This is a genomic window from Mesorhizobium sp. WSM4976 (assembly GCF_029625685.1).
In the GTDB taxonomy this organism is placed as follows: domain Bacteria; phylum Pseudomonadota; class Alphaproteobacteria; order Rhizobiales; family Rhizobiaceae; genus Mesorhizobium.
In genome coordinates, this window is record NZ_JARTVT010000002.1 from 275,093 (window position 1) to 300,995 (window position 25,903).

Annotated in this window: 20 protein-coding genes; 10 read left to right on the plus strand and 10 right to left on the minus strand. The window is 61.3% G+C overall.

What is annotated here, in order from left to right:
• Positions 1-4: 4 nt before the first annotated feature.
• Positions 5-1,339 carry an MmgE/PrpD family protein gene (locus P9272_RS03665; RefSeq protein WP_278159088.1) on the plus strand — a complete coding sequence of 445 codons (1,335 nt, stop codon included), beginning with the start codon at positions 5-7 and terminating at the stop codon, positions 1,337-1,339.
• 37 nt (positions 1,340-1,376) lie between these two features.
• On the opposite strand, the gene P9272_RS03670 is transcribed toward P9272_RS03665, so the two are convergent.
• The 6 genes from P9272_RS03670 to ehuB all read right to left on the minus strand — a co-directional run bounded on the left by P9272_RS03670 (position 1,377) and on the right by ehuB (position 6,710).
• Complete coding sequence (locus P9272_RS03670; RefSeq protein ID WP_278159090.1) at positions 1,377-2,405, minus strand: pyridoxal-phosphate dependent enzyme; 1,029 nt, start codon at positions 2,403-2,405, stop codon at positions 1,377-1,379.
• Between the two features lie 131 nt (positions 2,406-2,536).
• Entirely contained in the window at positions 2,537-3,571 is a 1,035-nt protein-coding gene (locus P9272_RS03675) for a succinylglutamate desuccinylase/aspartoacylase family protein (protein WP_278159092.1), read from the minus strand.
• A 16-nt stretch (positions 3,572-3,587) separates the two neighbouring features.
• The gene (locus P9272_RS03680; protein ID WP_278159095.1) at positions 3,588-4,409 is read right to left on the minus strand and encodes an amino acid ABC transporter ATP-binding protein; all 822 of its coding nucleotides are present in this window, start codon (positions 4,407-4,409) and stop codon (positions 3,588-3,590) included.
• Positions 4,406-5,062, minus strand: a complete 657-nt coding sequence (locus P9272_RS03685; RefSeq protein ID WP_278159097.1) for an amino acid ABC transporter permease — start codon at positions 5,060-5,062, stop codon at positions 4,406-4,408. The genes P9272_RS03680 and P9272_RS03685 overlap by 4 nt, the downstream gene beginning before the upstream one ends.
• Positions 5,052-5,720, minus strand: coding sequence for an amino acid ABC transporter permease (locus P9272_RS03690; protein WP_278159099.1), 669 nt, complete (start codon positions 5,718-5,720; stop codon positions 5,052-5,054). Before P9272_RS03690 ends, P9272_RS03685 begins: the two co-directional genes overlap by 11 nt.
• 108 nt (positions 5,721-5,828) lie before the next feature.
• A complete protein-coding gene (ehuB, locus tag P9272_RS03695) occupies positions 5,829-6,710 on the minus strand; it encodes an ectoine/hydroxyectoine ABC transporter substrate-binding protein EhuB (RefSeq protein ID WP_278159101.1) in 882 nt (293 codons plus the stop codon).
• A gap of 207 nt (positions 6,711-6,917) precedes the next feature.
• Here ehuB and P9272_RS03700 point away from each other — a divergent pair, with 207 nt between their 5' ends.
• The 3 genes from P9272_RS03700 (at position 6,918) to P9272_RS03710 (ending at position 9,745) form a co-directional block, all read left to right on the plus strand.
• Positions 6,918-7,655: a GntR family transcriptional regulator gene (locus P9272_RS03700; RefSeq protein WP_278159103.1), complete on the plus strand. Its 738-nt coding sequence runs from the start codon at positions 6,918-6,920 to the stop codon at positions 7,653-7,655.
• Positions 7,656-7,708: 53 nt separating this feature from the next.
• A complete protein-coding gene (locus tag P9272_RS03705) occupies positions 7,709-8,872 on the plus strand; it encodes an aminopeptidase P family protein (protein ID WP_278159105.1) in 1,164 nt (387 codons plus the stop codon).
• A gap of 258 nt (positions 8,873-9,130) precedes the next feature.
• Positions 9,131-9,745 carry a response regulator transcription factor gene (locus tag P9272_RS03710; protein WP_278159107.1) on the plus strand — a complete coding sequence of 205 codons (615 nt, stop codon included), beginning with the start codon at positions 9,131-9,133 and terminating at the stop codon, positions 9,743-9,745.
• Between the two features lie 156 nt (positions 9,746-9,901).
• On the opposite strand, the gene P9272_RS03715 is transcribed toward P9272_RS03710, so the two are convergent.
• The 3 genes from P9272_RS03715 to P9272_RS03725 form a co-directional block, all read right to left on the minus strand.
• Entirely contained in the window at positions 9,902-10,819 is a 918-nt protein-coding gene (locus tag P9272_RS03715; RefSeq protein ID WP_278159109.1) for a 2-dehydropantoate 2-reductase, read from the minus strand.
• Positions 10,820-10,916: 97 nt separating this feature from the next.
• Complete coding sequence (locus tag P9272_RS03720) at positions 10,917-12,242, minus strand: serine hydrolase domain-containing protein (protein WP_278159111.1); 1,326 nt, start codon at positions 12,240-12,242, stop codon at positions 10,917-10,919.
• Between the two features lie 791 nt (positions 12,243-13,033).
• Complete coding sequence (locus tag P9272_RS03725) at positions 13,034-13,312, minus strand: hypothetical protein (RefSeq protein WP_278159113.1); 279 nt, start codon at positions 13,310-13,312, stop codon at positions 13,034-13,036.
• Positions 13,313-15,538: 2,226 nt separating this feature from the next.
• Here P9272_RS03725 and repA point away from each other — a divergent pair.
• From repA to repC, 3 genes are all read left to right on the plus strand, one after another.
• The gene (gene repA, locus P9272_RS03730) at positions 15,539-16,684 is read left to right on the plus strand and encodes a plasmid partitioning protein RepA (RefSeq protein ID WP_278159234.1); all 1,146 of its coding nucleotides are present in this window, start codon (positions 15,539-15,541) and stop codon (positions 16,682-16,684) included.
• 2 nt (positions 16,685-16,686) lie between these two features.
• Complete coding sequence (gene repB, locus P9272_RS03735; protein ID WP_278159116.1) at positions 16,687-17,697, plus strand: plasmid partitioning protein RepB; 1,011 nt, start codon at positions 16,687-16,689, stop codon at positions 17,695-17,697.
• 166 nt (positions 17,698-17,863) lie between these two features.
• Complete coding sequence (gene repC / locus P9272_RS03740) at positions 17,864-19,201, plus strand: plasmid replication protein RepC (RefSeq protein WP_278159118.1); 1,338 nt, start codon at positions 17,864-17,866, stop codon at positions 19,199-19,201.
• A gap of 22 nt (positions 19,202-19,223) precedes the next feature.
• On the opposite strand, the gene P9272_RS03745 is transcribed toward repC, so the two are convergent.
• Positions 19,224-20,393: a tyrosine-type recombinase/integrase gene (locus P9272_RS03745; protein ID WP_278159119.1), complete on the minus strand. Its 1,170-nt coding sequence runs from the start codon at positions 20,391-20,393 to the stop codon at positions 19,224-19,226.
• A gap of 176 nt (positions 20,394-20,569) precedes the next feature.
• Between P9272_RS03745 and P9272_RS03750 the strand changes: the two genes are divergently transcribed.
• From P9272_RS03750 to P9272_RS03760, 3 genes are all read left to right on the plus strand, one after another.
• A complete protein-coding gene (locus P9272_RS03750) occupies positions 20,570-21,691 on the plus strand; it encodes an RHE_PE00001 family protein (RefSeq protein WP_278159120.1) in 1,122 nt (373 codons plus the stop codon).
• A 108-nt stretch (positions 21,692-21,799) separates the two neighbouring features.
• Positions 21,800-22,486: an XRE family transcriptional regulator gene (locus P9272_RS03755; protein ID WP_278159121.1), complete on the plus strand. Its 687-nt coding sequence runs from the start codon at positions 21,800-21,802 to the stop codon at positions 22,484-22,486.
• A 389-nt stretch (positions 22,487-22,875) separates the two neighbouring features.
• Entirely contained in the window at positions 22,876-25,851 is a 2,976-nt protein-coding gene (locus tag P9272_RS03760; protein WP_278159122.1) for a Tn3 family transposase, read from the plus strand.
• Positions 25,852-25,903 lie beyond the last annotated feature (52 nt).

Below are 25,903 nucleotides of genomic sequence, written 5' to 3' on the forward strand. Positions count from 1 at the left end.
TTTGATGACCTTTGTAACCGAACAACTCGCCGGCTTCGTCGGCGAACTGCGCTACGATCATCTGCCGGCCGAGGTCGTTGCGAAGACGGAACGGGCCATCCTGGACACGCTGGCGTCGCTCATCGGCGGCGTGCCGACCGACAACGCCAAGCTGTCGCGTCGGGCCGCCCGGGCCTGCTTCGGGCCCGGAGAGCAGCCTGCCTGGTTCGCGGAAACCGGTCTGCACGTCCTTGGCGCCTTGTTCGCCAATTGCGCGGCCGCCAGCTCCCTCGACGTCGATGACGGTCACTGCCAGGCGGCGGGTCACCCGGGCGCCGCTATCGTTCCCGCGGTGTTGTCGGAAGCTGCCATTCTTGGCAGCGATGGCCATGACGTGCTGACCGCGTCCGCGATCGGCTATGACGTTGCCTTGCGGATTGCCGCGGCGCGACGCTTCACCGACACAATGAGCTTTGCCAGCGGGCAATGGACCGGCTTCGGCGTCGCCGCGGCGATCGGATGGCTTCGCGGCTTGCGCCCGGACCAGCTTGCAAACGCCATCGCGATTGCCGGTGCCGAGGCGCCGCAAAATCTGCCGCAGGGCGATTGCCAGGCAAGCTCGGTCAAGGGCAGCAGTCCCTGGTCGACCGTGACGGCCATTTTCGCGGTCGAGCGGGCGGGGGTGGGCATGAGCGGATCGATCGACATGCTGGACCGTGCCCACGCCTACGACGTCGCGGCCATCACCGCCGATCTCGGCAGCCGCTGGCTGGTCAGCGAGACCTATCTCAAGCCATACGCCTCCTGCCGCTACACACATCCCGTCATCGACGCGGTGCTCAAGCTGGTCGCGGATCGCCGCGACGAGCCGATCGATCGCCTCCTGGTGGAGATCTTCCCGGAGGCGCGCAAACTCCCCAACGAACACGCGCCGAGATCCCTTGAGGGCGCCCAGTTCTCGGTGCCGTTTGCTGCGGCCCTTGCAGCGCTGCGCGGCGCAGAGGCCTTCCGGCCGCTGCGGCCCCATTCGCTTCTGGATGCCGACGTGGTGGCGCTCGCCCGGAAGGTCGAAATCCGCTACCCGGACGATCTCGCCGGGATCTTTCCAGTGCGCACGCCGGCGCGCGTGAAAATGACCGTGGGCGGATATGAGCGCTTCTGCGACGTGCCGCGACCGCTGGGCGATCCCAACAATCCAATGCACCAATCCGCCGTCGAGGAGAAGCTTCATGATCTCGGACGCGATCTCCTGAGCGAGACCGACCTCGACATGCTTATCCAGGCGATCGCGCTGCTCAAGGAAGGCAAGACTGAGCCGCTGCTGGCCTGCCTCGCGGCTCCGCCAAACCCTCCTGACTGATCGGGCAGGATCGCCGCGCCGCCGCGATGTTCATCGGCTAATCTATTGCCGCGATCGGGTGTGAGAACGTCGCAACCTCGGTGAGGCCGCTCGACGTGCCGATCAGCACGACTGAGGCCTCCCGCCCTATGACACCGTTGGCGACAAGGGCGCGCAAGCCGCTGAGCGCGGCAGCGCTCGACAGTTCGAGATAAAATCCGGCGCGCGCCAGACGGCTTTGATCCGCTTGCGCGGCCGCATCGCCGACGGCCGCAGCGGACCCCTTGCAGAGTTCGATCGCGTCCAGGGCCTGGAACGTGACGGTCGACCCACCGATCGAAGTCAAGGCTGAACTGCCCGGAAAGGTCCCCCGATAGTCCTCGCCGGCAAGCGCTCTCGAAAGCCGAGGAAAGGGCTCGACCGCGTGGACGCGCGGCGGCAAGTCGAGGAACCCGGCCGTCCACAGGTCGCGATATCCCCTGGCGATCCCCCACAGGAGATCGGCTCTCGAGGTTGGTACGACGATATCGGTGCATTGCCGTCCTTCCGGATCGCGAAAGATCTCGAAGGCAAGCGACCGGTAGCCATCGACGCCGAACGGGTTGCTGCCGACAGCGGGAAGCGAGAAGTTGGTGGCGGGGAACCATTCGCGGGATCGCGCCCGCTGGGCGACAACCTCCCAGCGCCGCTCCGGGCTGGCGGCTGCAAGCAGTGTTGCTCCGTGCATCTCGATCGCGCGGCGCCAGGTCGGGTTCATCTCCGATGTGGTGACGACCACGCAGCTCAGGCCGGCCTTGGCGGCGTAGGCTGCAAGCGACACGCCTGCGTTGCCGCTGGAGGCCGCGGCGACGGTGGAAGCACCAGCTTCAAGGGCGCGCTGCACGACAAAGCGGCTCATGCGGTCCTTGTGCGATCCGGTCGGGTTGGCGCCCTCGTTCTTGAGATGAAGCGTGCGGATGGCGGTCTCGCCGGCAAGGTCCTCCAATGACACCAGCGGCGTGTCGCCCTCGCCGAGCGTCACGTGCTCAGGATAGACCTGCCAATCGGCGAGCTTCTCGAGGGAGGTCGGGAACGCCTCGTATTCCACCGCAAGGCTCGCAGGGCTCTTTTGCTTCAGGCAAGCGGGGCACCCCTCGAAATAATCCGCAACCGGCAGCCTGGCGCCGCAACGTATGCACCGAAATCCCACGACCCTCGGGTTGAGCCCAGCCAAAGGGTTTACGCGTGGTGGGCATGTTCTGGTCCGAGGTCCAGATCGACCATCAGTTTGAAGAGGCAATCGCCGCGGTTGGTGAGCGAGGGAAACCTGCGGGTCGCGACGAGGCCGCTGGATTGAAAGAGCAAGGTCTCCGGCTCGCGTGTCGGCAGACCCGGAAAATGGAGGCGGCCCGCCATCTGACCGCTGGCGACCTCTTCGCCCAGCTCGGCCGACGGCTCGAAGATGCCGCGCTCATGCGCATAGACGAAGGCGCCGTGACCCTTGACCGTCATGAACCGCGTCCGGGGCGCCGCCTCGACCACAGCTTGCGGCATCACGCCATGGGCCTTGAGCACCCGCTTCAGTCCTGCCTCGGCAAGCGCCAGGCCCTGCCTCGACAGCGTCGCGCCGCCGCCAAGCTCGGTCGTCAGCGCCAGCGCCCCGCGCTCCTGTGCCGCCGCGGCCAACGTCGTCACCCCGCCGCCACCCGTGCCGTCGCTGACGAAGCTGACCGGCGCGCCGAATGCTTCCATCAAGCCGAGCAGTGAGGCGTGCTCGTCCGGTGTTCGGCCGGGACGCACCAGCGCGCTTGCGACATAATCGAGCGAGCGGCCGCCCGAGTGCAGGTCCACCACAAGATCAGCCATCGGGATCAGGACCTCGCTGACATAATGGGCGATCATCTGGGTCGGCGAGCCGTACGGGTCACCGGGGAACAGGCGATTGAGGTTGCCCTCGTCGATCGGCGACACGCGCCGGCCGGCCGCGACGGCCGGAAAGTTTAGCGCCGGCAGGATGATCAAGCGCCCCGATACCTGGTCCGGCCGGATCGTGCGGGCGAGGTTGGCAAGGGCGATCTGCCCCTCGTACTCGTCCCCGTGGTTGCCGGCTACCAGGAGCGCCGTCGGGCCGACGCCGTTCTTGATGCATACCAGCGGGATCGGGATCCAGCCATAGGCCGACAGATCGGAGGAGTAGGGCAATCTCAGGCAGTCGGCCTGCTTGCCCTCGGCCTCATAGTCGATCGGCGTCCAGATCCGTGTCTCACCAGCCATCGTCAGAACCTCATCATCACAAGTGGATCATCTTGTCCAGGAAGGCCCGCGTCCGCTCCTGCGTTGGAGCGGCGAAGAAGGTGGCTGGCGGCGCGACCTCGACGATGCTGCCCTGATCCATGAACACCACCAGGTCGGACGCCTGACGGGCAAAGCCCATCTCGTGCGTGACGCAAAGCATCGTCATGCCGGCGTCCGCGAGCTCAATCATTACGTCGAGCACTTCCTTGACCATCTCGGGATCGAGCGACGATGTCGGCTCGTCGAACAGCATGACCTTGGGTTTCATGCAGAGCGCGCGAGCGATCGCCACACGCTGCTGCTGGCCACCCGAAAGCTGCTCGGGATATTTCTGCGCCTGCTCGGCGATCCCGACGCGACCGAGGTAATGCTGCGCGATCTCGTTGGCCTCGGGCCCATTCATCTCAAGCACTCGCTGCAAAGCCAGGGTGCAGTTGGCGAGCACCGTCAGATGCGGAAACAGATTGAATTGCTGGAAGACCATCCCGACCTGGCGCCGCACCGCTTGCAGGCGTTTGCTGTCGCGTGTGAGTTCTTCACCGCCAATGCGAAGCGTACCGCCCTGAAAGCTTTCCAGGCCGTTGATGCATCGGACCAGCGTCGATTTCCCCGATCCCGACGGGCCGCAGATGACGATGCGAGCGCCTTCCGCGACGACGAGATCGACATCCCGTAAGGCGTGGAATCGACCGAACCATTTGTTCAGCCCCGAGGCTTCCAGCACCGGAGCCTTGGCGAGGTGTGAGTTGCCGTCCGCAACGGTCGCCGTTGGCCGCGAAGCCAGGGGTGTCAGGGGTGCTGCAAGATCAGTCATCATCGGCTCGACCTCGACAGTTTCCGCTCGAGCAGCCTGACCACCTGTGCAACGGCCAAAGCCAGGACGAGAAAGGCGATGCCGACAACCGTCAGGGGCTCGGCGTACCGGTAGGTGTCGGATGCGATGTCGAACGCCTTGCCCAGCATCTCGGGCACGGCGATCACCGCCAAATAGGGTGTCGCCTTCAGGATCGAGACGAAGTAGTTGCCGATGGGAGCGGCGACATTGCGCAGCATTTGCGGCGCCAGCACGAAGATATGGACGTCGCGACGCCGCAGACCAAGCGCTTGCGCGGCCTCGCTCTGGCCCTTGGGGATGGCGTCGATGCCTGCCTTGAACACTTCCGCGAGGTAGCCGCTGAAATAGATGCTCAAGCCGGCAATGCCGACTACCAGCGCCGGCAGCGTCACACCGCAATAAGGAAGCACGAAATAGAGGAAATAGAGCCAGGCCAGCACCGGTGTCGATCGGATGAAATCGATCGCGAAGCGCATGAGGTAGCCTGTGATGGAACCAGCCCGCCGGAGCAACTCAAAGCTGAATCCGATCAGGCAGGCCCCAACGCAGGCGGCGATCGCGATCACGAGCGTCGTTCCGATGACGCTCAGGATTTCCGGAACGGTTGAAAGAGCGAAGGCGAGATCAAAGTTCATGGGTGAGCTCCCTTCCCTGGCCCATGTGTTGCTCCAGCCATCGGCCGAACACCGTGACGGGATAGCAGACCACGAAATAGGCCAGCAGAAGCGAGGTGTACACGCCGATCGGATTGTAGGAGAGCTCGGCAATCTCCTTGGCTCGGAACGTCATGTCCGTCAGCGTCACAAGCGAGACGAGCGCGGTGCCCTTGATCAACTGGATGAACAGGTTGACGAAGGCCGGCGCCATTCTTCTGAGCGCCTGCGGCAACTCGATGAGGTAGAGCGCATGGCCACGCCGCAGCCCGAGCGCGAGGGCCGCCTCGACCTGGCCGCGCTCGAGCGATTGCAGGCCGGCCCTCACCGCTTGGCTCCCATAACCGCCCGTGTTCAACCCAAGGACCATCGAACTCACGGTGATCGCGGACAGATGGATGCCGACAACGGGAAGAACGTAATAGAACAAGAAGAGCAGGATGATCACAGCGGAGCTTCGCCAGAACTCGATGATCGCGGTGATGGCCAAGCGGACCCCGCCTGTCGTCAGATATTGCGCCATACCGAAGACCAGGGCGAAGGGAATCGCGTAGAGGGCGCCCAACGCCGTCACCGTGGCCGTAATGCGGAACCCATCGAAGATACCTGCAAATATCTCGAACGAACTTACGCCGGACATTCTTGATCCTCTTGTCTTGCAGCGCGGAGACCTGATAAAGGTGCCGGCACGCGGTCTCATGGTATCCGGTGTGCCCTCGTCACCGCAGCCTGTCGCCGCGTGGCAGGCTCAGTCTTGTCCGTTACAGAGTTGGCTGCTGGTCAGATCCGGGACCTTCTCCTGATCGCTGAAACCGTTCCTGGTCATGATCTTGGCGAGTGTGCCGTCGGCCTTAAGCTCTTTGAGCCTGGAATTGTAGAGATCGCGAAGGTCGCCATCGTCTTTGCGAAATGCAATGGCGGAATAGCCGAAGCGCTCCTTGCCGCCGTCCTGAAGCCCCTGGAAGGGCAGCGCGCGCTCTATGCCGTGGATGTTTTGATCGGACAGGATACGAGCCACTGTTGGGGCCGAGAATGCGGCGACATCGATCCGGCCTGTGAGCAAGGCGGAGATGTTGGACTGGATGTCGGGGAAAAGCAGCATGCGATCCTGCGCCACACCTGCAGCCTCGGCATTCTTCGCCGTCGTGCTGCCGCGTCCGACACCGAACTTGATTGCCGGGTCCGAGGCGATCTGTGCGTAACTGTGGATCTGCTTCGGGTTGCCTTGGGCCACCACCGCGGCGTCGGCGAGCTGCAGGTCGGGATCACTGAAGGCGACGAGCTGGCATCGCTCCGGCGTGATGTAGAGACCCGCGGCGATCGCATCGAAGCGCTGCGCGTTGAGCGCCGGGATCAGCGCGCCGAATTCGGTCACCGCAATCTCCACCCGGCCGACCCCAAGACTTGCAAACGCAGCCCGGATCAACTCGGGATGGAACCCCTCGGCTTCGCCGTTCTTGCCGCGAAAGCCCCACGGCGCGCCATTGGAGATGCCAACGACGATCGTGCCTTCCCTCAGCACGCGCTCGCGCGTCGTTTCCGCTCTCAGCGGCACCGTCGATAGAGCCACCAAGGCCAGGCCCGTCACCATTCCCGCCGCCGCTTTGCAGAGTGTGTTCATGCTCGCCATCGCTTTCTCCCGAATATCCGTCACGGCCGTCCAGATCTAGTTAGTCTAGGTATACCAGGTATGTCAAACTTTTGTTAAGCCGATGTTTGATTTTTGTGAAGAGGCACCCCCGTGAGCATGCTTCGTCGGCTAAAGCAGCGCGGGGATGGACACAACCAACGCGTTCGTATAGATATTCCTGGTATACCTGCAGCTGAGTGAGGCGAAATGGCCGGACAGATTGGGACCGTTCTGCACGAAAACGTGCGGCAGGAAATCATGCGCCGGGTGCGCAGCGGGGAATATGAAGCTGGCCAGGCTCTCCCTTCCACCGCATCCCTGTCGGAGGAATTCGGGGTCAGCGCGATCACCATCAAGCGGGCGCTTCGTGATCTCCAGCCCACAGGGATATTGCGATCGGTGCCGGGACTGGGAACCTTCGTGAGGGAACACCGCCGGTTCATTCGCGACCTCGATTTCTCCCTGACCTCCCATGCCGATGCGCTGCGGCTCGGCCTGGAGCTTTCCATTTCACTTGTCTCATTGACCAGGGAAAAGATAGTCGATCCGGCCTTTGATCCGCTCGAGCCGCCAGGTCAACTGATGTTGTGCGTGCGCAAGGTCATCTTCGCCGACAAGGCGCCGATCATGTACGACACCTCCTACCTGCCCCGATCGCTCGACGATGCCGTGGTCGAGGAGTTCGGCGAGAAGTTCATCGGCGACGCGCTTCGCGCCCGCGGCACCAAGTTCACCAGGACCAAGCTCCTGATCGACGCCGCACCCGCATCCGAGCAGGCACGCGAGACCTTCACCATCCCAAACGGCTATCCGACCTTGCGTCGCCTCTATCGGCTGGACACCACCGACAAGTCCTTTTGCGTCTACGGCGTCGCAGAGTCTCCGTTCGATCGTCTGGCTTGCATGGTCGAGCTCGAAGCGGAGCCAAAGAAGCGCAAGCGCTAGCGGGGTATGCCCGTCATCGAGCAAATCATCTGAAGATCGAGGAGGAGACGAGGATGCTGCCAGCGCCACCATCACCCGAGGTGCCTTTGGACGAGTTGGCCACGCGCCTGGCAAGGGTTGGCCAGGAGATGGCGAGGCACGATGTCGACTTCGTGATCCTCACCGACAGGAAGAACATCGAATACTTCACAGACTACCGGACACTGTCCTGGGGCTATCACTCCCGGCCATTGTTCGCTGTGCTTGGCCACAACGAGATCATTGTGGTCGCCAACAAGATCGAAACGCGAAATCTCGAGGCGCGTCAGCGCGCGTTTTCTATTCGCTACTACGCCGGCTATCTCGAGGAGGGTGCCCGCGCCATCGTCGACGAGATTGGCGCCCGAACCAGAACCGGGCTCGTCAATGCCGCGATAGACTATGGGCAGGACATGTATGGCCGCGGGTCACTTGCCATCGCCGATGGTCTGAGAGCCCGTGGCTATCGGCTTGGAAGCGCCACGGAACTATTGTGGCGCACCCGCGTCGTCAAGTCACCGTTCGAGGCTCAACTGAAACGCATCTCGTTCGAGATCGTCAACAACGCCTTCGATGACGCAGTTTCCGAGGCCCGTCTGGGGATTACCGAAGTAGAGCTGTGCCGTGAGATCCAGGCCCGCATCATTATGAATGGCGCTGAGGCCGCCGATCCGATCGCGATGACGTTTTGCCGGGGCGAATTCAACTACGGCAGACCGCCAGGCATGCAGCCATTGCAGGCGGGCCAGTACGCATGGACGGACTTCCGCTCCACATATGGCGGCTATCCGGCCGACAGAAATCGCATCGCCCGTGGTGGCGCCCCGGAGGACTGGGAAGTCGATGCCTATAGGAGGACGCGTGCCGTGACCGTGGCGTTAGCCAGAGGCGTCAGAGTCGGGATGACCTGCGGCGACGTCTTTGCGCACTTCGAGGAGCTCTGGCGCGATGCGGGGTTGCCGCCCGTCTACGGCCTTGTCTCGCGGATCGGCCACGGCGGAGGCCTCGATGTCACCGAGCCTCCGTCAATCTCCAGGGACAATCCGGACCCGATCGAGGATGGCATGATCTTGCACCTCGAACCGAAGCTCGAGATCGACGGGGCCGTTTTTCAGTTCGAGGAGGTAATTTATGTTCGAAATGGGGGGCCTGAGTTCCTAAGTGAACTGTCCCCAGACCGATTGCCGGTCATCAATTAGTTGAGCTGAATTCAGCATTCGCTTGGGCGGGCACGACCCGTTGAGGTCGACCCGCGTGTTGGGCGGCGGATGCAGTCAAATGATGAAGGCCAAGCAGCACCGCGACCTTTCGCGTGCTGTGTAGGCTGCCTGTTGCGAAGCACGCCCATGAAGCCATTGATCCTGATATGCTCGCAAGATGCGGAATTCTACATGGTCCTCAGCCATATCCTCGCGGTCGAAGGGTTCACCACCGCGTTAGCCAGCGATGCCGACGAGATGCTTGAACTGGCCGGCGAGACCGAAGCGCAAGCAGGCATTCTTGACTGCCGGGCCTGCAACGCAATGGCGGAGGTCTGCAGACGGCTCAGGCAGGACGGCCGCGCGAGCGCCCTGCCCTTGATCGCCTCCATCGCACCTGGTGCCGAAACCCAGCATATCGCCTTGCTCAAATCGGGAGTGGACGAAATCCTGGTGCGGCCATTCGCGCCGGCCAAGCTGCTCGACTGTCTGCATTCAAGATTGAGCGGCAGCCGATCGCTGCGATCGCGGCCGGATGGGCCTGCATCGTTAAGCTACGGCGGGGTCGAAATGGAGATCGACTCGCATCACGTGCGATGCAATGGCCGGGAGATCCTGCTCGGACCTATCGAGTTCAAACTCCTGCGGCATATGCTGGAACATCCGGGGAAGGTGCTGACCCGAGACGAATTGATCGAAGCGGCTTGGCCCCGAAACGTCTATGTCGGACCACGCACGGTCGACGTCCATATCAGCCGTTTGCGAAGGTCGCTCCGGCAATCATCGGATTTAGACGCCATTCGCACCGTCCGACTCGGTGGATACGCCTTGGAATATCGATCTGGACCAAGCGAAAAAGATGTGGCGTCATGAGCATCGCTGACGCCGGCGATGGCCCAGTCACAGGGGCACATGCTGTCGCTGCAAGGGACGTTCCGCCCTATGCTACCGCGGCGGGCAACCGAGTTCGGGTCGTCAAATATCGCTTCGATGGCCCCGGCCATAGTCTTCGGTCCGCAGGTTGGAACTCTAGTTTCGCAGTCCGTGTGCATGGAGATGCAGCGCTCGAAACACCGCCGTGTGACCTGGCGTAGCCACACCCAACTTCATTCCCAGTTGATGCATGCGCCCGGAAAGCCACGCGACCTCGATGGGTTTCCCTCGTTCGAGATCATTGGCCATCGAGGATTTCACATGCGGCGGAAAGGCGGACCATCTGGTCACCACGCGGTCAACGAATCCATCGGCCATCGGGTGGCCTGCCGCCGCGGCCACCGCCATCCCTTCATCCCTCAACTGTGCAATGAAAAGGCGTGCCTCCGGATCGGCAAGTATCGGACCGATGCCCGAGCGCATCAGCGATGTCGCTCCCGAGAACGGCGCGAGCGTTACAAACTTCTCCCAAAGCACATCATCGATGTCGGAAACCGGTCTCAGTTCAAGCCCGATGGCGCGATCGCAAAGCGCTTTCAGTTTTTGGATGACAGGATCGTGCTGGCCGCCGACCAGGATATGCGGCAGCCCGCCGGAATGAATGATCTCGCCGGGCTTGTTGATGAAGCCGGAAAGATAAGTAGCGCCACCGATCACCCGGTCGCCCTCAACATGGCGACGAAGAACTTCGACGCTGTCGATGCCGTTTTGCAGCGTAATGACGCGCGTGTTGTCGGCTATGAGCGGTGCCATGGACGCAGCGGCATCCTCGCTGTCGTAAAGCTTGACTGCGAAGATCACCACGTCGACGGGCCCAATATCGACCGCCGCTTCGCTGGCGGACACAGGCCTCAGAACAAAGCCGCCCAGATCGCTTTCAATACTCAGGCCCGTCTCAAGCATTGCTGCAAGATGCGCTCCGCGCGCAATAAAGCTCACGTCCCCACCCGCCTGGGCAAGCCTGGCGCCGATATAGCCGCCAATGCCGCCCGCTCCCATCATTGCGATCCGCATGTTTTCCCCGCCACGCTGTCAGCCTCCACTCGCCAACCAATGCGAACCGAATGGTGAAATATTAGCATTTTGTTTCGCGCATCATTCGGCGACGTTTTCAGGTTCCCGTCAATGCGCCATGGACGAGTGCGCGCAACTCCTTGCGTACCGGAATAGCGCTCGAAGGCAGCAGTTGCGTGAAGAGAATGACTACCATGTCGTCTACCGGACTCACCCAGAAGAAGGTGCCTGCCGCCCCGCCCCAGCCATAATCGCCCACCTGCGCCGAAATTTGCGCCTTGGCCGGATCGAGGACGACGGAGCCCAACAGACCGAAGCCGACGCCGTCAAACTGGGTCTCGGCCCAGACTTCGGTTGCCATTGCGGCCAGATCGCCAGGCAGGTGATTGCATGTAGCCAATCTCAAAGTGCTGGGACTGAGAATGCGTTCGCCGTTCAGCTCACCCCCAGCGCGCAGCATTTCGGCGAATCGCCAATAGTCGTCGATGGTTCCGACGAGTCCACCGCCGCCGCAAAACGTATCCACCTTTCCTTGCCGCCACGCCGAAGCCTCCGGCGCTTCGTTCAGAGCCATGCCAGCGGCAGTCACCTCATACTGCGGGGGGAAGCGGCTGATCCCAGAGTCTGGCACGGAGAAGCCGGTGTCGGTCATGCCGAGAGGCTCGAAAATGCGCTTCGCAAAATAGTCGTCGAGCGGCTTCCCGGAAACGACTTCCACGATGCGGCCAATGACATCGGACCCGGCGCTGTATTGCCAGCGCGTCCCCGGTTCCCATTCCATTGGCAGTTCGGCGATCCTGCGCACCATCTTGTCGAGCCCACCATAGTCCTTGGCAAGGCCGAGCGCTTCTTTGGCATAAGCCTCACCAAGCAGGCGAGGACCTGTAAACAGGCTCAGACCTGATGTGTGGGTCAGCAGATGATGGATCGTCATCCTGGTTTTGACCGGCACCGTCTGGTCGAGCGACGTTGCGCCCGGTATCAAAAGCTGCATGTCCTTGAATTCCGGCAGGTAGGCTTCGACTGGATCGTCGAGATGCACGCGCGCCTCCTCGTACAACATCAACAGCGCGACGGCGGTGACCGGCTTGGTCATCGACCAGATGCGGGCGATGAGGTCGCGTTGCCAAGGCCGCTTGGCTTCGACGTCGGCGTATCCGGCGCAGTCGAAATAGGCGAGCTTTCCGTGGCGGGCGATGAGCACCGCACCGCCAGGCCAGCGTCCGGCATCGGAATAGCGCTGCATCCACTGCTTCAGTCGCGCCAGTCGCGCCTTGTCGAAGCCTAGGTCCGCAGGGTCACGAACTAGTTCGCTGTCAAATTGACTCATCGCACCAATGTCCTGTCGCAACAGATGGCCTTTCGTAAAGCGTCTTAGTTTGAATTCGATGCGGTGGTTCGCGGCGCGAAGAAGCACGTCCATCGCATCCGCAATTTGCCGACGCGGTACGTCGGATAGAGGTTTTCGCAGATATGATAATTGTCGTCGGGGGCTGATTGGACGCGGTCCCGTGGGACAAACCATTCGCCTGTCGGCGGGTCGTTGCGAGAATAGGGCTGCGGTTGCCTTACGTAATAGCCCTCCGGTGCCGATCTGACGTCGCTTGACGTGACCGGATGGCAATCGTGACCGCCGCAGCACTCGAGATGAAGAACAGGATCGGTCTTGCCCGAATACCAGCTATGGGCGTAGGCGTCGCCTGCCCAGACAGAACAGATCAGGGCTATCAGCCATTGCAGTCGGCCCATTGGATTGTCCCTCAAGTTCTGCCTATCTGCATAGCATATTAGCGATAACTAATCTACCTCGGAGGTTGCTTAGCTCGACGCAGAGGTCCGACCAAAACCGGCTGTAATTACGGTGTCCGGGACCGGCGATTCATTCATGCGGACGTTGTGGATGCAATCCCGAAGGGACGTTGAAACGCTGGAGCCTTCCCTAGGTCAGTCCCATCCGCCCTCCGGCCAGGCTCTGGGCAGCCCGCTCCTAATCCTCAGGCGACGCGCGATGCCGGGTTGGAAGATCAGCCCATTCGACTATGGTCATTGTCGAAGGGAGCTCGTTTGGACTGGAGGCCGGGACTTGGGCTTCACGTGCCCAAGTGTGCCAGCCACTCCCATTGGCTGTTATGCTCCTAAGCGCCCGTTTGACGCAGACGCCAAACTGCACGCTCAAAATATGGGACAGGTTGATGCCGAGGAGAAGTTCGTAGTCTACCAGCCCCGGAGGAGAAATCTCATATGCCTCCAAGAACGCTTGCCTGCCCATTTTCGGCCGCCGGCCAGCACATTGCAGAAGGCAAAGAGCGATAACACAGTTGGGTTATTCAGGTTGGCGAGGCGAGCCTCCACAAGCAGTGCAAGGCTGCGCTCACGCTGTCCTCGGAGGATAAGGAGGATCAAAGCCGAAATGGCGACGACTTGCCGGATCAACGTGCCCCTTTCGGCGGCGCGTGCCAGTTCAAGTGCACGTCTTCGTTCAGTGTCGCTCATGCCGCTTCCAAATGTGTCATGTCGCTGATACGGCCATTCCCAAGCGGCGTTGGTGAGTGACGAGGGTTGACTGTCTGTTCCACCTATGCAGCCAGTGGGCTAGAAATGACCTTATGGTGGACGCCAAATACGCCTTGGTTCGTTCGTTGTTGACCCGCTGACGGGCAATGAGGCCGGCATATCGGCCCAAATGATTAAGGTCTGCAGACAACTCGGATACAGCTATTGCCGGTGAGGTCCCCTCCCCTCTTTCTTCGGCCGAGCTGTAAGCGCCCTCTCAGGGTACAGTGGCGCCTTCACCCTGTTCTGAGGACATGTCGGATTGTCTGTCTTGAACACCTCAAGCAAGTCTGGCCCTTTTTCCCGGCATCTGGAGGGCTGGTCGGCCTTTACGCTGCCGGTGAAATGCGTTGCGTGTTCCGAAAAGCCCTTGGAAAAACAACGGGATAGGAAGGCCATCGCGTGACCATGGCTCGCGCGTTTAAGCATTCGTTAACCTACTTAGCTGAAGTGGGTCTTACGGATCGGCTCGGCGGGCAAGGGTGATTCAACAACCATTCAGTCGTCGTGATCCTAGCTGGACCATCGATCAAATGTTCTGCGGATCCTTGCAGGTTAGCCTACCCTCTGCACCGTAGAAGCGTCACCGCATCCGCCATTGTGGGACTGCGTTCTACCGTCTTGCTGAAAAGCGTCGTGCAGAGAAAAGCGCCGATAAGTCGTTATTCGAATGCAAGATGCGACGGGGAACCTGTCCCTCGAGCGGTCAGCGTGGATCCTCCAGCGCAAAGTTGTACATGTGCAACTCGGCGGGCTGGTCGGTCCTGCCATGCCCCATTATAGAATCATCTGCAGACGCGCGCCCGAATCCCTCAGCTGCGAGCGACGGGGAACCGGCCTCCTTGAGCAGGAGGCGCGGCTCCAGCGCAAAGTTGTACATGTGCAACTCGGTAGGGAAAGTGGGCTCTACCGTGCTCCATTATAGAGCGATTTGCAGACAGATATGTGCGCGCCGATCGCTCAGCCGCTGCCCAGGCGAGAAGTTGCAGTAGCCTGCCCTACGAGTGCCGTTGTCCGGCTGACCAGTCACATAGTTGCGTAGGCGCAAGTCATCTAGCGCCTGAAGGCACATCGAGATAGGTGCACTGTCCGGCGATGCGATCGCGCCGGAACTATTGTTGCTCAAGGAGCGCAACTCGCTTGAGTTCGAAGGTCTCTACACGAAGAGGTTCGGCTTGCGGCCTCGGCCGGAGCAGCAAAGCAGCCGACGACGTGCGGCAGCATTGGGCCAAACGGATCGGATCGGCACGCGTGCAGAAAGTCTGCAGCCTTCGAAAAGAAGGAACGACAGCAAGAACTTCAACCTTGGTGAAAGGTTTGTCGCCCAGCCGCCGCCGCCACGACTGGAGGGTGTTGCGATTGGTCTCGACGGCTCTTCCGTTCCGACACGAATTGTACAAGCCAAGCCGTCAAAAGGTCGGCCTGCTGTCCCTGCCTGCTAGGGTCGTGAAAGCCCAGATTCTGCCAAGTCCAAACTGACGCGTGCACGGAAAGTGGTGCGTGCGGCCCTGTCGCGGAATCGTATCGGTCCTTAGCCGAGTTGCACATGTACAACCGATAGGCTCGTTGGTTCGCTGATCCTGTTAGGTGGGCCGAAACAGCCATGCCGAAAGGAATGTGCTCCTTCCTGATCGCAATTGCATCTAGGGCGCGTCGAGAGCCTATTCGCCGCCGGCGGGTTGACAGGCGTGTCACCTATAACAACCACAGATCGGCGCGCCATGGAGAGGGGTGATGAGTTGCCGAAGGATGCCCAACGCTAACACCATAAGAGCGCAAGAGCGGCAAGCCGACAGGACTCGACGGCCAGCAAGCCTCTTCGAACATGCTCCGGTCGTAGGGCGGATTCACGCTAGCTTCTAAGGAGGGGCCGTGACCAACCGCGGCCTGCCGACACGCGCGTCGATTGGTCAACTCCTGCTGATGGAGATCGCGGCAGTAGTGATTGAGCGCTGAATCTTGTAATCTCGCAGTTGATACAGACTCGCAATGGCGCGTTAACCTTTCATTAACCAAAAAGGGTTTGTCGGCCATCCAGAATCAGTCCATCTTGATCAGCGCATTTCTGCCGCCTCCGGGCCAAAATGCGCAGATCAGGAGAGGCCGGTGTTGGACAAGGTCAGCCAAAGCAGCCCCGCGGGCGAAAGCCTCCGCGAACTCATCGCCATGGATGCGGCGGAGCTGTCAAGGCAGTTGCAGGCGCACCAGGCCAGGATATTCCCACCAACCTCGCAAAAGGGGATGCGCCTGTTCACGCCGGGCGAGGCGGCTGACTTCATCGGCATTCATGAGGGCTATCTTCGCCAGATCGTCGCGGAGGGGCATGGTCCGCAGCCACAAGCAAACGGCCGGCGGCTCTACTCGGTGGAGGACATCGAACGGCTCCGACACGTGCTCGACGAGGCGAACTCGAAAGGCCCCGGAAAGTATATCAGACACCGCAGGGCAGGGGAGAAGCTCCAGATTCTCTCGGTCATGAATTTCAAGGGCGGCAGCGCCAAGACGACTACAGCTGCGCATCTTGCCCAATTCCTGTCTTTGCGCGGATATCGGGTGCTGGCGATCGACCTCGACCCACAAGCCAGTCTTTCAGCCATGTTTGGCCATCAGCCCGAACTCGACGTGGGGCCCAACGAGACCATCTATGGGGCAATTCGCTACGACGACGACTGTCGCAGCATTCTGGAGATTGTCCGGTCCACCTATACCCCCAACCTGCACCTCATCCCGGGCAATCTCGAGCTGATGGAGTTCGAGCACGAGACGCCGAAAGTATTGGCAAGCCGGCAGCCGGGAACGATGTTCTTTGCACGTCTTGGCGAATGCCTGGCCGAGATCGAGAGCGCGTATGATGTGGTCGTCATCGACTGCCCGCCGCAGCTCGGCTTCTTGACGCTCTCGGCGTTGTGCGCGGCCACGGCCGTCATCATCACCGTTCATCCTCAGATGCTCGACGTCATGTCGATGTCCCAATTCCTGCTGATGACCTCCGACCTGCTCTCGGTCGTGGAGAACGCCGGCGGCAATACCGACTATGACTGGATGCGCTATCTGGTCACGCGGTTCGAGCCGAACGATGGCCCACAAAGCCAGATGGCGGGTTTCATGCGCTCGATCTTCGGCAACCGCGTCCTCGAAAACGCCATGCTGAAGTCGACGGCGATCTCCGATGCCGGCTTGACCAAGCAAACCCTCTACGAGGTCGAGCGCGGGCAATTCACCCGTGGAACCTACGATCGGGCGCTCGAGAGCCTGACCCTCGTCAACGGCGAGATCGAAGAACTGATCCGCAGGACTTGGGGACGTAAATAGCAATGGCCCGCAAGAACCTCTTCGAAGTCTCGGAACCCACGGGTGAGCAAACGCCTCCGGATGCCGCCAGAACGGCGCTGGTGAGGCCTCTGATGGGATTGGATCGCCCCCTCAAGCCAGGCCGGCCGGTCGGCGCCATCTCGCAATCGCTCGAAAACATCAATTCACGCGCTCAGCGAGCAGAGGAGATCGAACGCAAGCTGTCGGAAGGGCAGGCGGTCGTCGAACTCGATCCCAGCCTTATCGATCAATCCATCGTGGTCGATCGACTGGGGGTGAGCGACGAAAAACGAGCAGCCCTCGTCGATCAGATTCGTGAACATGGACAACAGGTGCCCATCCTGGTGCGCCCGCATCCTGAAGACCACGCGCGCTATCAGGTCGCCTACGGCCATCGCAGATTGGCCGCGGTCAGGCAACTCGGCCGCATGGTCCGCGCTGTCGTCAGGGATCTGTCGGATGAGCAACTCATCGTAAGCCAGGGGCAGGAAAACAGCAGCCGTAGCGACCTGTCCTATATTGAGCGCTGCTATTTTGCGGCAAAGCTCGAAGATAAGGGCTTTTCGCGCGATATCATCATGGCCTCGCTTGGCGTCGACAAGGCGGCGCTATCAAGGATGATTGCTCTGGTCGCGCGACTGCCGGCCGAGATCATCGAGGGGATCGGCACCGCTGAATCTGTTGGCCGGCAGAAATGGGCCGAGCTTGCCGACCTGCTCGAGGAGAAGGGTAAGCGGGCCAAGGCGCTCAAGGCGATCCAGGAGCCGGAATTCGCGGGCCACAGCAGCGACGAGCGCTTTCAAGCCATTCACGACCTTGTCAGGGCCCCGGCAAAGAAACCGGCCCGAACGGTATGGACCGCCTCCAATGGCTCTCGACTGGTCAATATCAGCGACAGCGAAACGAAGATGACCTTCGCCTTCGACAAACGGATCGAACCGGAATTCGCAGGCTTCGTGCGGGAGCGCCTGCAGGCGCTCTATGACGAGTTTCGTCAGAAGACAACAGATTAAGGAGCACTCAACCGCAAAAGAAAAAGGCCCCCAGACGTCGCCGTCGTGGAAGCCTCTCTCATGATCTAAGCAGTCTGAGAATCGCAAATCCACGAATCACTGTCAAGAGTCCTGGCGCCGATTTGGCGAGTTGATTTCTTTTGCCTAGCGATAGGTGGAAGGGAATATGGGGACACATACCGCAACGACGCCCTTTGGGCGGCGGCCGATGACGCTTGCCTTGCTTGCAAGCCAGGTTACGGCCGGTCAGATCGACCAGGAAGCGCGAGTTTCGAAGTGGGAGGTCTTCAGGGATATACGCGAGGCAAAGCAGGCGTTGGGGGCAACGGATCGCGCGCTGGCGATCCTCAATGCGCTCCTGTCATTTCATCGTGCGGACGAGCTTACCGGGGAAGGAAGCCTGATCGTGTTTCCCTCCAATGAGCAACTCAGCCGTCGCGCCAATGGTATGTCGCCGGCGACGCTCAGACGGCACCTTGGCAATCTGGTCACGACGGGTCTCATCATCCGGCGCGACAGTCCGAACGGCAAGCGGTTTGCCCGAAAGGGGGAGGGCGGTGCGATCGACCAGGCCTATGGGTTCGATCTTTCGCCGATCCTGGCCAGGGCCGAGGAGTTCAAGGCGCTGGCTGCCGATGTGAAGGCCGAGCACAAGGCCCATCGTCTGGCCAAGGAGCGCCTGACAATATGCCGCCGCGATGTCGTCAAGATGATTGAAGTCGGGATCAACGAGGCAGCTCCCGGCAACTGGCAGAGCTTCCAGCGCCGCTATGAGGCAATTATCGCCCGCTTGCCGCGGACGGCGGCGCGGTCGGTCCTCGAAGGCATCTGCAACGAGTTGGAAGACCTTTGGGTAGATATCCATCAGACGCTGGAATCATTCATCAATTCACAGAATCCGAGCGCCAATGAGTCCCAATCTGAACGTCACATACAGAATTCAAACCCATATGTTTATTCTACCGATGAATCTGAACACAGCGTTAGAGAAGAACCAGAAGCGAGCGGCGTTGACGCCAAAATTGATAATGTACGGGCCTTGCCGAACCGGGATTTGCCATTGGGCTTGGTGGTGGATGCCTGCCCCGAACTTTTGACGCTGGCCCGCGACGGGCAGATCAGGACCTGGCGCGATTTTGTCGCTGCGGCCGAACAGGCCCGACCGTTCATGGGCATCAGCCCAAGCGCCTGGCAGGAAGCGGTCGAAGTCATGGGGCAGGAAAAGGCCGCGGTTACGGTGGCTGCAATCCTGCAACGTTCCGATCGGATCGGCAGCCGGGGCGGCTATCTTCGCAATCTGACCGAAAGGGCGCGCGATCAAAAGTTCTCAGTGTGGCCTATGGTGATGGCGTTATTGCGCGAAAAGCTCGATGCGAACGCCAAGACAACAAGCCCTGGCTTCAGGACCGGGGCGGATCATTCAGCCGAACCGGTCGAAATCAGCGACGCGCTGCGCAACAGCATGAAAAAGAAAGGCTGGGAGCGGCGAGGCGGCGCATCATGAGGCACGATCGCCGATCTTTGCCTCACACCATAAGCCGCGCGGCCTTTCCATGCCGTCGCTCGGCGTCGTTGTAATAGCGCGAGGCCTGCTGCACGGACCGATGCTGGGATTGCTGCATGGCTTCGGGCAGGGGAATGCCGCGCCGGGCCGCCTCGGTCAGGAACCCGGCGCGCAGGCCATGGGCGCTGAACTCCCGTGGATCGAGCCCACATTGGAGGATGCGCCGTTTCACGATGAGATTGACAGCCTGCGGTGTGAGCGCCCTCCGCTCGACGTGGCCCCAACGGTCGATGCGACGAAAAACGGCGCCTTCGTTGATCCCCGCGCGCGCGAGCCAATCTTCCAGCGCCGCGACGGGCCTGCCTACCAGCAGGACGAATGCGCCGTCATCGGCCTCGGTGGTCTTGGTCCGGCCAATCTGGATGCTAAGGCACGGCAGCAGGGCTGTATCGGGATCGTTCGGATCCTCCCGGACGGGATCCTGTTGGACCAACTGTTCGATACGCAGCGAGGAGATTTCGCTGCGACGCCGGCCGCCGGAGGCGAAGGCGACCATGAGCAGCGCCCGGTCGCGCACATCCGCAAGGCGCTCGCCGGCGCAGCCCCGCAAGAGCGTGCCCAGCACGTCGGCCGTGATGGCCTTAGCGCTCTTGCGGTGTCGCGGACGGCAACTAGCCCGCACCGCGAGTTTGATCGCGTTGCGCACACGAGGCGCGTTGAACCTGCCCTGCAGTCCGCGCCATTGCGTCAGCGTTGACCAGCTCGAAAGGCGCCGGCGAACGGTGCTGGGGGAGTGGGGTCCCGTGGCTCTCAATAACCCTGCTTGCATCAATGCTATGCTCACGTCCTCGGGCATGCCGTGCGAGGGATCGGTCTCGCGCCGGATCGGATCCCACAGATGATGAGCCAGGAATTTGAGCAGCAACGTCTCAGGGGCGGGCCAGGGCAGGGGATTGGCTGTGGCGGCCCGACACCATGCCTCAAGGTAAGCCAGGTCGGAGGCGAGCGCCCGCATCGAGTTCTCGCCGATGCCTTCGCGCGCCAGGTGACGAAGGGTCTCGACATCGTCGTCCGACAGAATCTCGGCAAGGAACTCGCGGCGATCGAACGGCAGAACGGCATCCAGGGTGTCGAGCGCCTCGGCGCGACGCAAGACGTCGGCCGAGCTCGAGATCGGTCTGATTTCGCGCATTTCCCACGCCTCCTCGGCCGGTTGGAGCATGGATTCTTGCCGATTTGCGCTGCGAAAACAATCACTATCGATAAGAGATACTTATCGATAGTTAAAAGAGCGCCAGACGAAACACGATGCAAGTCCAATGAAGTGTCAGATAGCTTGATTATCGCGAATCATGTTAAGGTAAATCAATGGTTTACGATTTCGGCACTTTGCCTCTGGCTGCGCTGATAGCGCCTGTTGCCCGGGCTACGGAGGTCTTGGCACGTCTCGACGAGCGGATTCACCGTTCGCCGGTCCGGGACGGCTGGATCGATCGGCAGAATTTCGCCGATGCCGCTGCGGCACTTTGGCTGGAGGGCGAGCTCGTCCATATCGAGGACCTGGTCCTGCACGACGCCCACATGGATATCCGCGCGCCGACGCACGAACTCACACGGGCTCACGCGGTCCTGCGCGCGCGAAGGCAAATTGTCGCCCGTGCTCCCGACTGGGCGCTTGGGCGCGACGGCCTGCGCCAGCTGACCGGTCGCGGCACGGCTGCGCCGGCGGACCGCGACCCGGAAGGGCAGGGCGGGCCTACGCCCCAGGCGCCGAGCGAGCCATTGGCCGACGCGGCCGAGCCGGATCCCCTGGCCGAGGAGTTCGCGGCGATCGACGCCGTTCTCGACCGCGCCGCAAAGGTGCTGGAGGGTGGGACGGCGTCGGTCCGCAAGGAGCGCCCGCGGCAGTCCGACCGGCCGTCGCTCGTCTATGATCTCGACTGGGACGAGGACGCGCGATTGGCTGAATGGCAGGGCGTACTCGCGGATACGCGGGCGCTGCCGCCAGTGCTGCGTGCAGCGATCCTGCTCGAGGCCTGGTCCCAGATCGAGGTGCTGCAGCATGCCGCCTGGCTCGGGCCGCTGCTGGCGGCCGCATTGCTGCGCCAGGAAGGCGTTGCCGCAGGCCATCTCGCGGGCCTGCACCTCGGCGCCAAGACCATTCCGCGGGAGCGCCGGCGGGCGCGGACGCGGAGCGATCGGATCCTGGCATGGCTCGATGCGATCCACGAGTCGGCGCTCGCCGGGCTGAAGGAGCACGACCGGTTGGTGCTGGCGAAAAACCAGATTGAGCGACGGTTGCGCAAGCGTCGTTCCAGTTCGAAGCTGCCTGAGCTAGTCGACCTGGTGCTGTCGCGGCCGCTCGTCTCGACCGGCATGGTCGAAGAGAGGCTAAAAGTCTCGAAACAGGGAGCGCTCAATCTCGTCGGCGAGCTCGGCCTGCGCGAAATGACCGGCAGGGGGAGGTTTCGGGCCTGGGGAATTGTGTAGCTCAAAGGTTGGTCATTAGAACCATTCTGGTGACTTTACGAAGTTATCGAACTTGACGAACTTGCGTTTTGTAACCAAATTGGTGACAACAAGAAGGAGGTTGTCACCATGGCCGCTCCAAAACGCAGCAATCATGGCGGGACCGGGTCGCACGCGGGAGTAACTGCCCTGAGCTTCACCACAAAGCTGCCGGCACAGGCGAACTTCAAGAAGGTGCTGCTGGAGCGGTACCAGGAAGCGATCGCACGCAGCCGCAAGTTCGGGCATCGCGTATCGTTCCGGGTCGAGGTCGATCCGGCCGCCGACGCGCAGACGATCACGCCGGTCGAGGAACAGCCCATCGCCTCCGACGATGAGTTTCCTGTTGAAGAGACAGGCAAGCCCGGTGCCGAACTTGAGGCGGCTCTTGCCGCGGCGCGCGAGCGTGGCCGCAAGCGTGTCGCCGAAATTGTCGCTGGCGAGGACATGCTTGGCGCTGAGGCCTTCGCCAAGCTGCTCGGCACATCACGGGTGACTGTCAACGCCTGGCGGCAGAGCGGGCAGGTGCTGGGGATTGATGGGGCTAAGCGCGGCTTTCGCTTTCCTGTCTGGCAACTCGATAAGCACGGCCGCCCATTTGGCGCATTTCCCGCGCTCCACGCCACGTTGGGCAACAGCGCCTGGGCGGTCTACCGGTTTCTGGTATCGCGCCATGGCGCCCTCGATGGACGTACAGGTCTACACGCTCTTCAGCAAGGCGATGACGCCTTGGTGCTGGCCGCCGCGGAAGGTATGACAAGAGGCGACTTCGACTGAATGCCTGGCACTCCGCCTCCAGCCGATTTCGAGCGAGTGGAGCTTGAGATCGAGACCTGACCGCCGGGCCGCACATTTGGGCGGATCTATTGGGGCGCCTATCCCGATCCCCTTGGGTACGGAAGATCGCCAAGTCGTTTCAGCGATCCGCGGCGCCGCGTCGAGGCAAATCGCTTTGGCGTTCTCTACCTCGGCGACTCCCTGAAGGGGTGGGAACTAGAGCAGTACGAAATCGTACGCTAAGGGCGAACGGAACATGAACTGTGCCGGAGCTCGGATGTGCAGCCTCCGATCCCTGTGGATTGCTACCGCCAGGCACCAGTTTTTATTTCCTCGTCCGTCCGACTCGACAACGCTCTCGGCAGATTGGTCGGGGATGGCGTCGGGCGATGGCAAAACGGAAGCTTCTCAAAGTTCAGGATCGACAGAAGGTTTTCGATATACCAGCCGACGAGGATAGCCTGATCCGACGCTATTCGTTGTCCCCGGCAGATCGTCTGGAGATTGAACTGCGGAGGCGTGAGCATAATCGGCTCGGTTTTGCCGTTCAGCTATGTCTGATGCGATACCCAGGCCGAGTGCTGGGCGCAGAAGAGACTCCGCCTTGCGCCATGCTCAGATATGTTGCTGATCAAATCGGCGCCGACCCAGAAGCATTTGCGCTCTATGCACGCCGTGAAGAAACCCGTCGCGATCACACAGCGCGCCTAATGGTGTATCTGGATACGAGAAGCGCGACGGCGCAAGATCGTCGGGCCGCGCTATTGGCGGCAATTCAGGCGGCGACGATGTCCGACGATGGTGCTGCGATAGCCAGTTCCATTGTCGCCACGTTTCGTGAACGCGGATCTCTTCTGCCGGCAGTCGACACGATCGAACGGATCGGCCTTGCCGGCCGCGCGATTGCCCGCCGACGGGCAGAGAGAATTCTGATTGAAGACATCCCGCTTGATAAGCTTCAATCATTGGACAGGCTATTGGACGTTGACCCGGCGATCGGCCAACCCCGCTTTCATTGGCTGCGATCGGCACCCGAAGCGCCAGGTGGGTCAAACCTGGTCGGGCTGACCGAACGGATTGCTTTCCTGCGCACACTGGAAATCGATCCGAAATTGCAGGCGCGCATTTCGTCGGGACGATGGGACCAGATGATACGTGAGGGCAACGCTACGCCTGCCTGGCTTGCCAATGACTTCAATGCCAGCCGTCGGCATGCTCTGATCGTCGCGCAAGTCATCAAACTCGGTCAGAAGCTTACCGATGATGCGGTGACGATGTTCATCAAGCTGATGGGTCGGCTGTTCTCGCAAGCCAACAACCGCAAGAAGCAGCGACAGATAGACTGCAGGCCGGATACCGCAAAGGCGCTGCGCATGTTCCTCGACACGATCACTGCCCTGCAGTCCGCCAACGACTATGGCCGGAACGCATTGGAGGTTCTCGATCAGGAAGTCGGATGGCACCGCTTGCTGCGGATGAAGCCTGAGCTTGAGTCGATGGTCGAGGACAACGAGGCGTCGCCGTTGACCCTGGCGGCCGAGCAATATGCGACCGTCAACAAATATGTCGGTGCATTCCTACGGGCGTTCTCGTTCCAATCCGCGCGGCGACACGATCCGCTTCTTGCGGCAATTTCGCTGCTGAAACGGCTCTATGCTGAGAAGCGGCGGACACTTCCGGATCGCGTCCCGGTCACCCACCTCAGTCAAGCGGATCGAAGGCTCATCTTCGGCCAGGGGAAGCCCGATCGTCGCCTCTACGAGATTGCAACGCTCGCGGCTTTGCGGGACCGGCTTAGATCTGCGGACGTTTGGGTCGATGGCAGCCGATCCTTCCGGCCGATCGACGAGCATCTCATACCGCGGTCGACATTCACCACCATGAAGGAGGAGGATCGCCTTGGACTGGGCGTCCAAACTGACGGCGCGCAGTGGCTTGCCGAAGCGCGTCAGATGCTCGACTTCAACTTGAAGCGCCTCGCGCATAGAGCACGGTCCGGGAAGCTCGAAGGTGTTCGTCTTGAAGACGGTACCTTGATCGTCACGCCGACCGCCAGCGAAGTCCCTGCCGCCGCCGCGGACCTTAATGCCGAGATCAGCGACATGTATCCGTTGGTCGAGGTTCCCGACCTGTTAAGGGAAGTGCATGAATGGACAGGCTTTGCTGATTTCTTCACGCGTGTTCGCACGGGTGACACTCCGAAGAGTGTCTCGGCCATGCTGGCTGGTGTACTGGCCGATGCGACCAACCTTGGTCCGAAGCGGATGGCGAGCGCATCCAAAGGCATCAGCGCTCACCAGATCAGTTGGATGCGCACCTTCCATGCCCGGTCCGAGACCTATCGTGCCGCGCAGGCATGCGTTACCGATGCGCACACTCGTCACCCCCATCCTCGACTTTGGGGCAATGGAACGACCGCGTCATCCGACGGGCAGTTCTTTCGCGCGAGCGATCGAGCTGCAAAGCGCGGCGACATCAATTTGCATTACGGCAGCGAACCCGGATCGAAATTCTACAGCCATCTTTCCGATCAGTACGGCTACTTCAGCATTCTGCCCATCAGTCCGACCGAAAGCGAGGCGGCCTATGTGCTCGATGGGCTATTCGATCAGGACACGGTCCTCGACGTCCAGGAACATTTTACCGACACCGGCGGTGCGAGCGACCACGTTTTCGGGCTTTTCGCTCTGATCGGCAAACGCTTCGCGCCTCGGCTGCGCAATCTCAAAGATCGGAAGTTTCATACATTCGAAAAAGGCAATGCATATCCGGCGCTGTCAAACCACATCGGGGCGCCCATCAACACCACCCTGATCCTCGACCACTGGGATGATCTGCTCCATCTGGCGGCGTCGATCACGACCCGATCCGTGGTGCCGTCCACGATCCTGAAGAAGCTCTCGGCATCTCCGAAGCAGAGCCAACTCGCAAGGGCGCTGCGCGAACTCGGCCGGATCGAGCGCTCGCTCTTCATGATCGAATGGTACTCAAGTCCCGCGCTACGCCGGCGTTGCCAGGCCGGCCTCAACAAGGGCGAGGCTGCGCACAAACTCAAACGCGCGGTCTTCTTCCATGAGCGCGGTGAGATCCGGGACCGATCGTTCGAAAGCCAGGCATTCCGAGCCTCTGGCCTCAACCTCGTCGTCAGTGCAATCGTACACTGGAATACGGTCTATCTCGACCGCGCGGTCACACAGCTCAAGCGAGCGGGAAGGAACGTTCCAGATCCGCTGTTGAAGCCTGTCTCGCCGCTGAGTTGGGAGCATATCAACCTGACGGGCATCTACACCTGGGACAGCGAGCAACATCTTCCGGAAGGCTTCAGGTCGCTCCGCCTCCCGGCTGGGCTACGGCGTGCCGCATAACGTTCCTGCTCCGTTCGACCTTAGCGTACGATTTCGAACTGCTCTTCTGTGG

Excerpts from the sequence above, each read along its gene's own strand:
- P9272_RS03665 (WP_278159088.1), top strand. The coding sequence starts at position 5 with ATGACCTTTGTAACCGAACAACTCGCCGGCTTCGTCGGCGAACTGCGC.
- P9272_RS03675 (WP_278159092.1), bottom strand. The coding sequence starts at position 3,571 with ATGGCTGGTGAGACACGGATCTGGACGCCGATCGACTATGAGGCCGAG.
- P9272_RS03680 (WP_278159095.1), bottom strand. The coding sequence starts at position 4,409 with ATGATGACTGATCTTGCAGCACCCCTGACACCCCTGGCTTCGCGGCCA.
- P9272_RS03685 (WP_278159097.1), bottom strand. The coding sequence starts at position 5,062 with ATGAACTTTGATCTCGCCTTCGCTCTTTCAACCGTTCCGGAAATCCTG.
- P9272_RS03690 (WP_278159099.1), bottom strand. The coding sequence starts at position 5,720 with ATGTCCGGCGTAAGTTCGTTCGAGATATTTGCAGGTATCTTCGATGGG.
- ehuB (WP_278159101.1), bottom strand. The coding sequence starts at position 6,710 with ATGGCGAGCATGAACACACTCTGCAAAGCGGCGGCGGGAATGGTGACG.
- P9272_RS03700 (WP_278159103.1), top strand. The coding sequence starts at position 6,918 with ATGGCCGGACAGATTGGGACCGTTCTGCACGAAAACGTGCGGCAGGAA.
- P9272_RS03705 (WP_278159105.1), top strand. The coding sequence starts at position 7,709 with ATGCTGCCAGCGCCACCATCACCCGAGGTGCCTTTGGACGAGTTGGCC.
- P9272_RS03710 (WP_278159107.1), top strand. The coding sequence starts at position 9,131 with ATGCTTGAACTGGCCGGCGAGACCGAAGCGCAAGCAGGCATTCTTGAC.
- P9272_RS03715 (WP_278159109.1), bottom strand. The coding sequence starts at position 10,819 with ATGCGGATCGCAATGATGGGAGCGGGCGGCATTGGCGGCTATATCGGC.
- P9272_RS03720 (WP_278159111.1), bottom strand. The coding sequence starts at position 12,242 with ATGGACGTGCTTCTTCGCGCCGCGAACCACCGCATCGAATTCAAACTA.
- P9272_RS03725 (WP_278159113.1), bottom strand. The coding sequence starts at position 13,312 with ATGAGCGACACTGAACGAAGACGTGCACTTGAACTGGCACGCGCCGCC.
- repA (WP_278159234.1), top strand. The coding sequence starts at position 15,539 with ATGGATGCGGCGGAGCTGTCAAGGCAGTTGCAGGCGCACCAGGCCAGG.
- repB (WP_278159116.1), top strand. The coding sequence starts at position 16,687 with ATGGCCCGCAAGAACCTCTTCGAAGTCTCGGAACCCACGGGTGAGCAA.
- repC (WP_278159118.1), top strand. The coding sequence starts at position 17,864 with ATGGGGACACATACCGCAACGACGCCCTTTGGGCGGCGGCCGATGACG.
- P9272_RS03745 (WP_278159119.1), bottom strand. The coding sequence starts at position 20,393 with ATGCGCGAAATCAGACCGATCTCGAGCTCGGCCGACGTCTTGCGTCGC.
- P9272_RS03750 (WP_278159120.1), top strand. The coding sequence starts at position 20,570 with ATGGTTTACGATTTCGGCACTTTGCCTCTGGCTGCGCTGATAGCGCCT.
- P9272_RS03755 (WP_278159121.1), top strand. The coding sequence starts at position 21,800 with ATGGCCGCTCCAAAACGCAGCAATCATGGCGGGACCGGGTCGCACGCG.
- P9272_RS03760 (WP_278159122.1), top strand. The coding sequence starts at position 22,876 with ATGGCAAAACGGAAGCTTCTCAAAGTTCAGGATCGACAGAAGGTTTTC.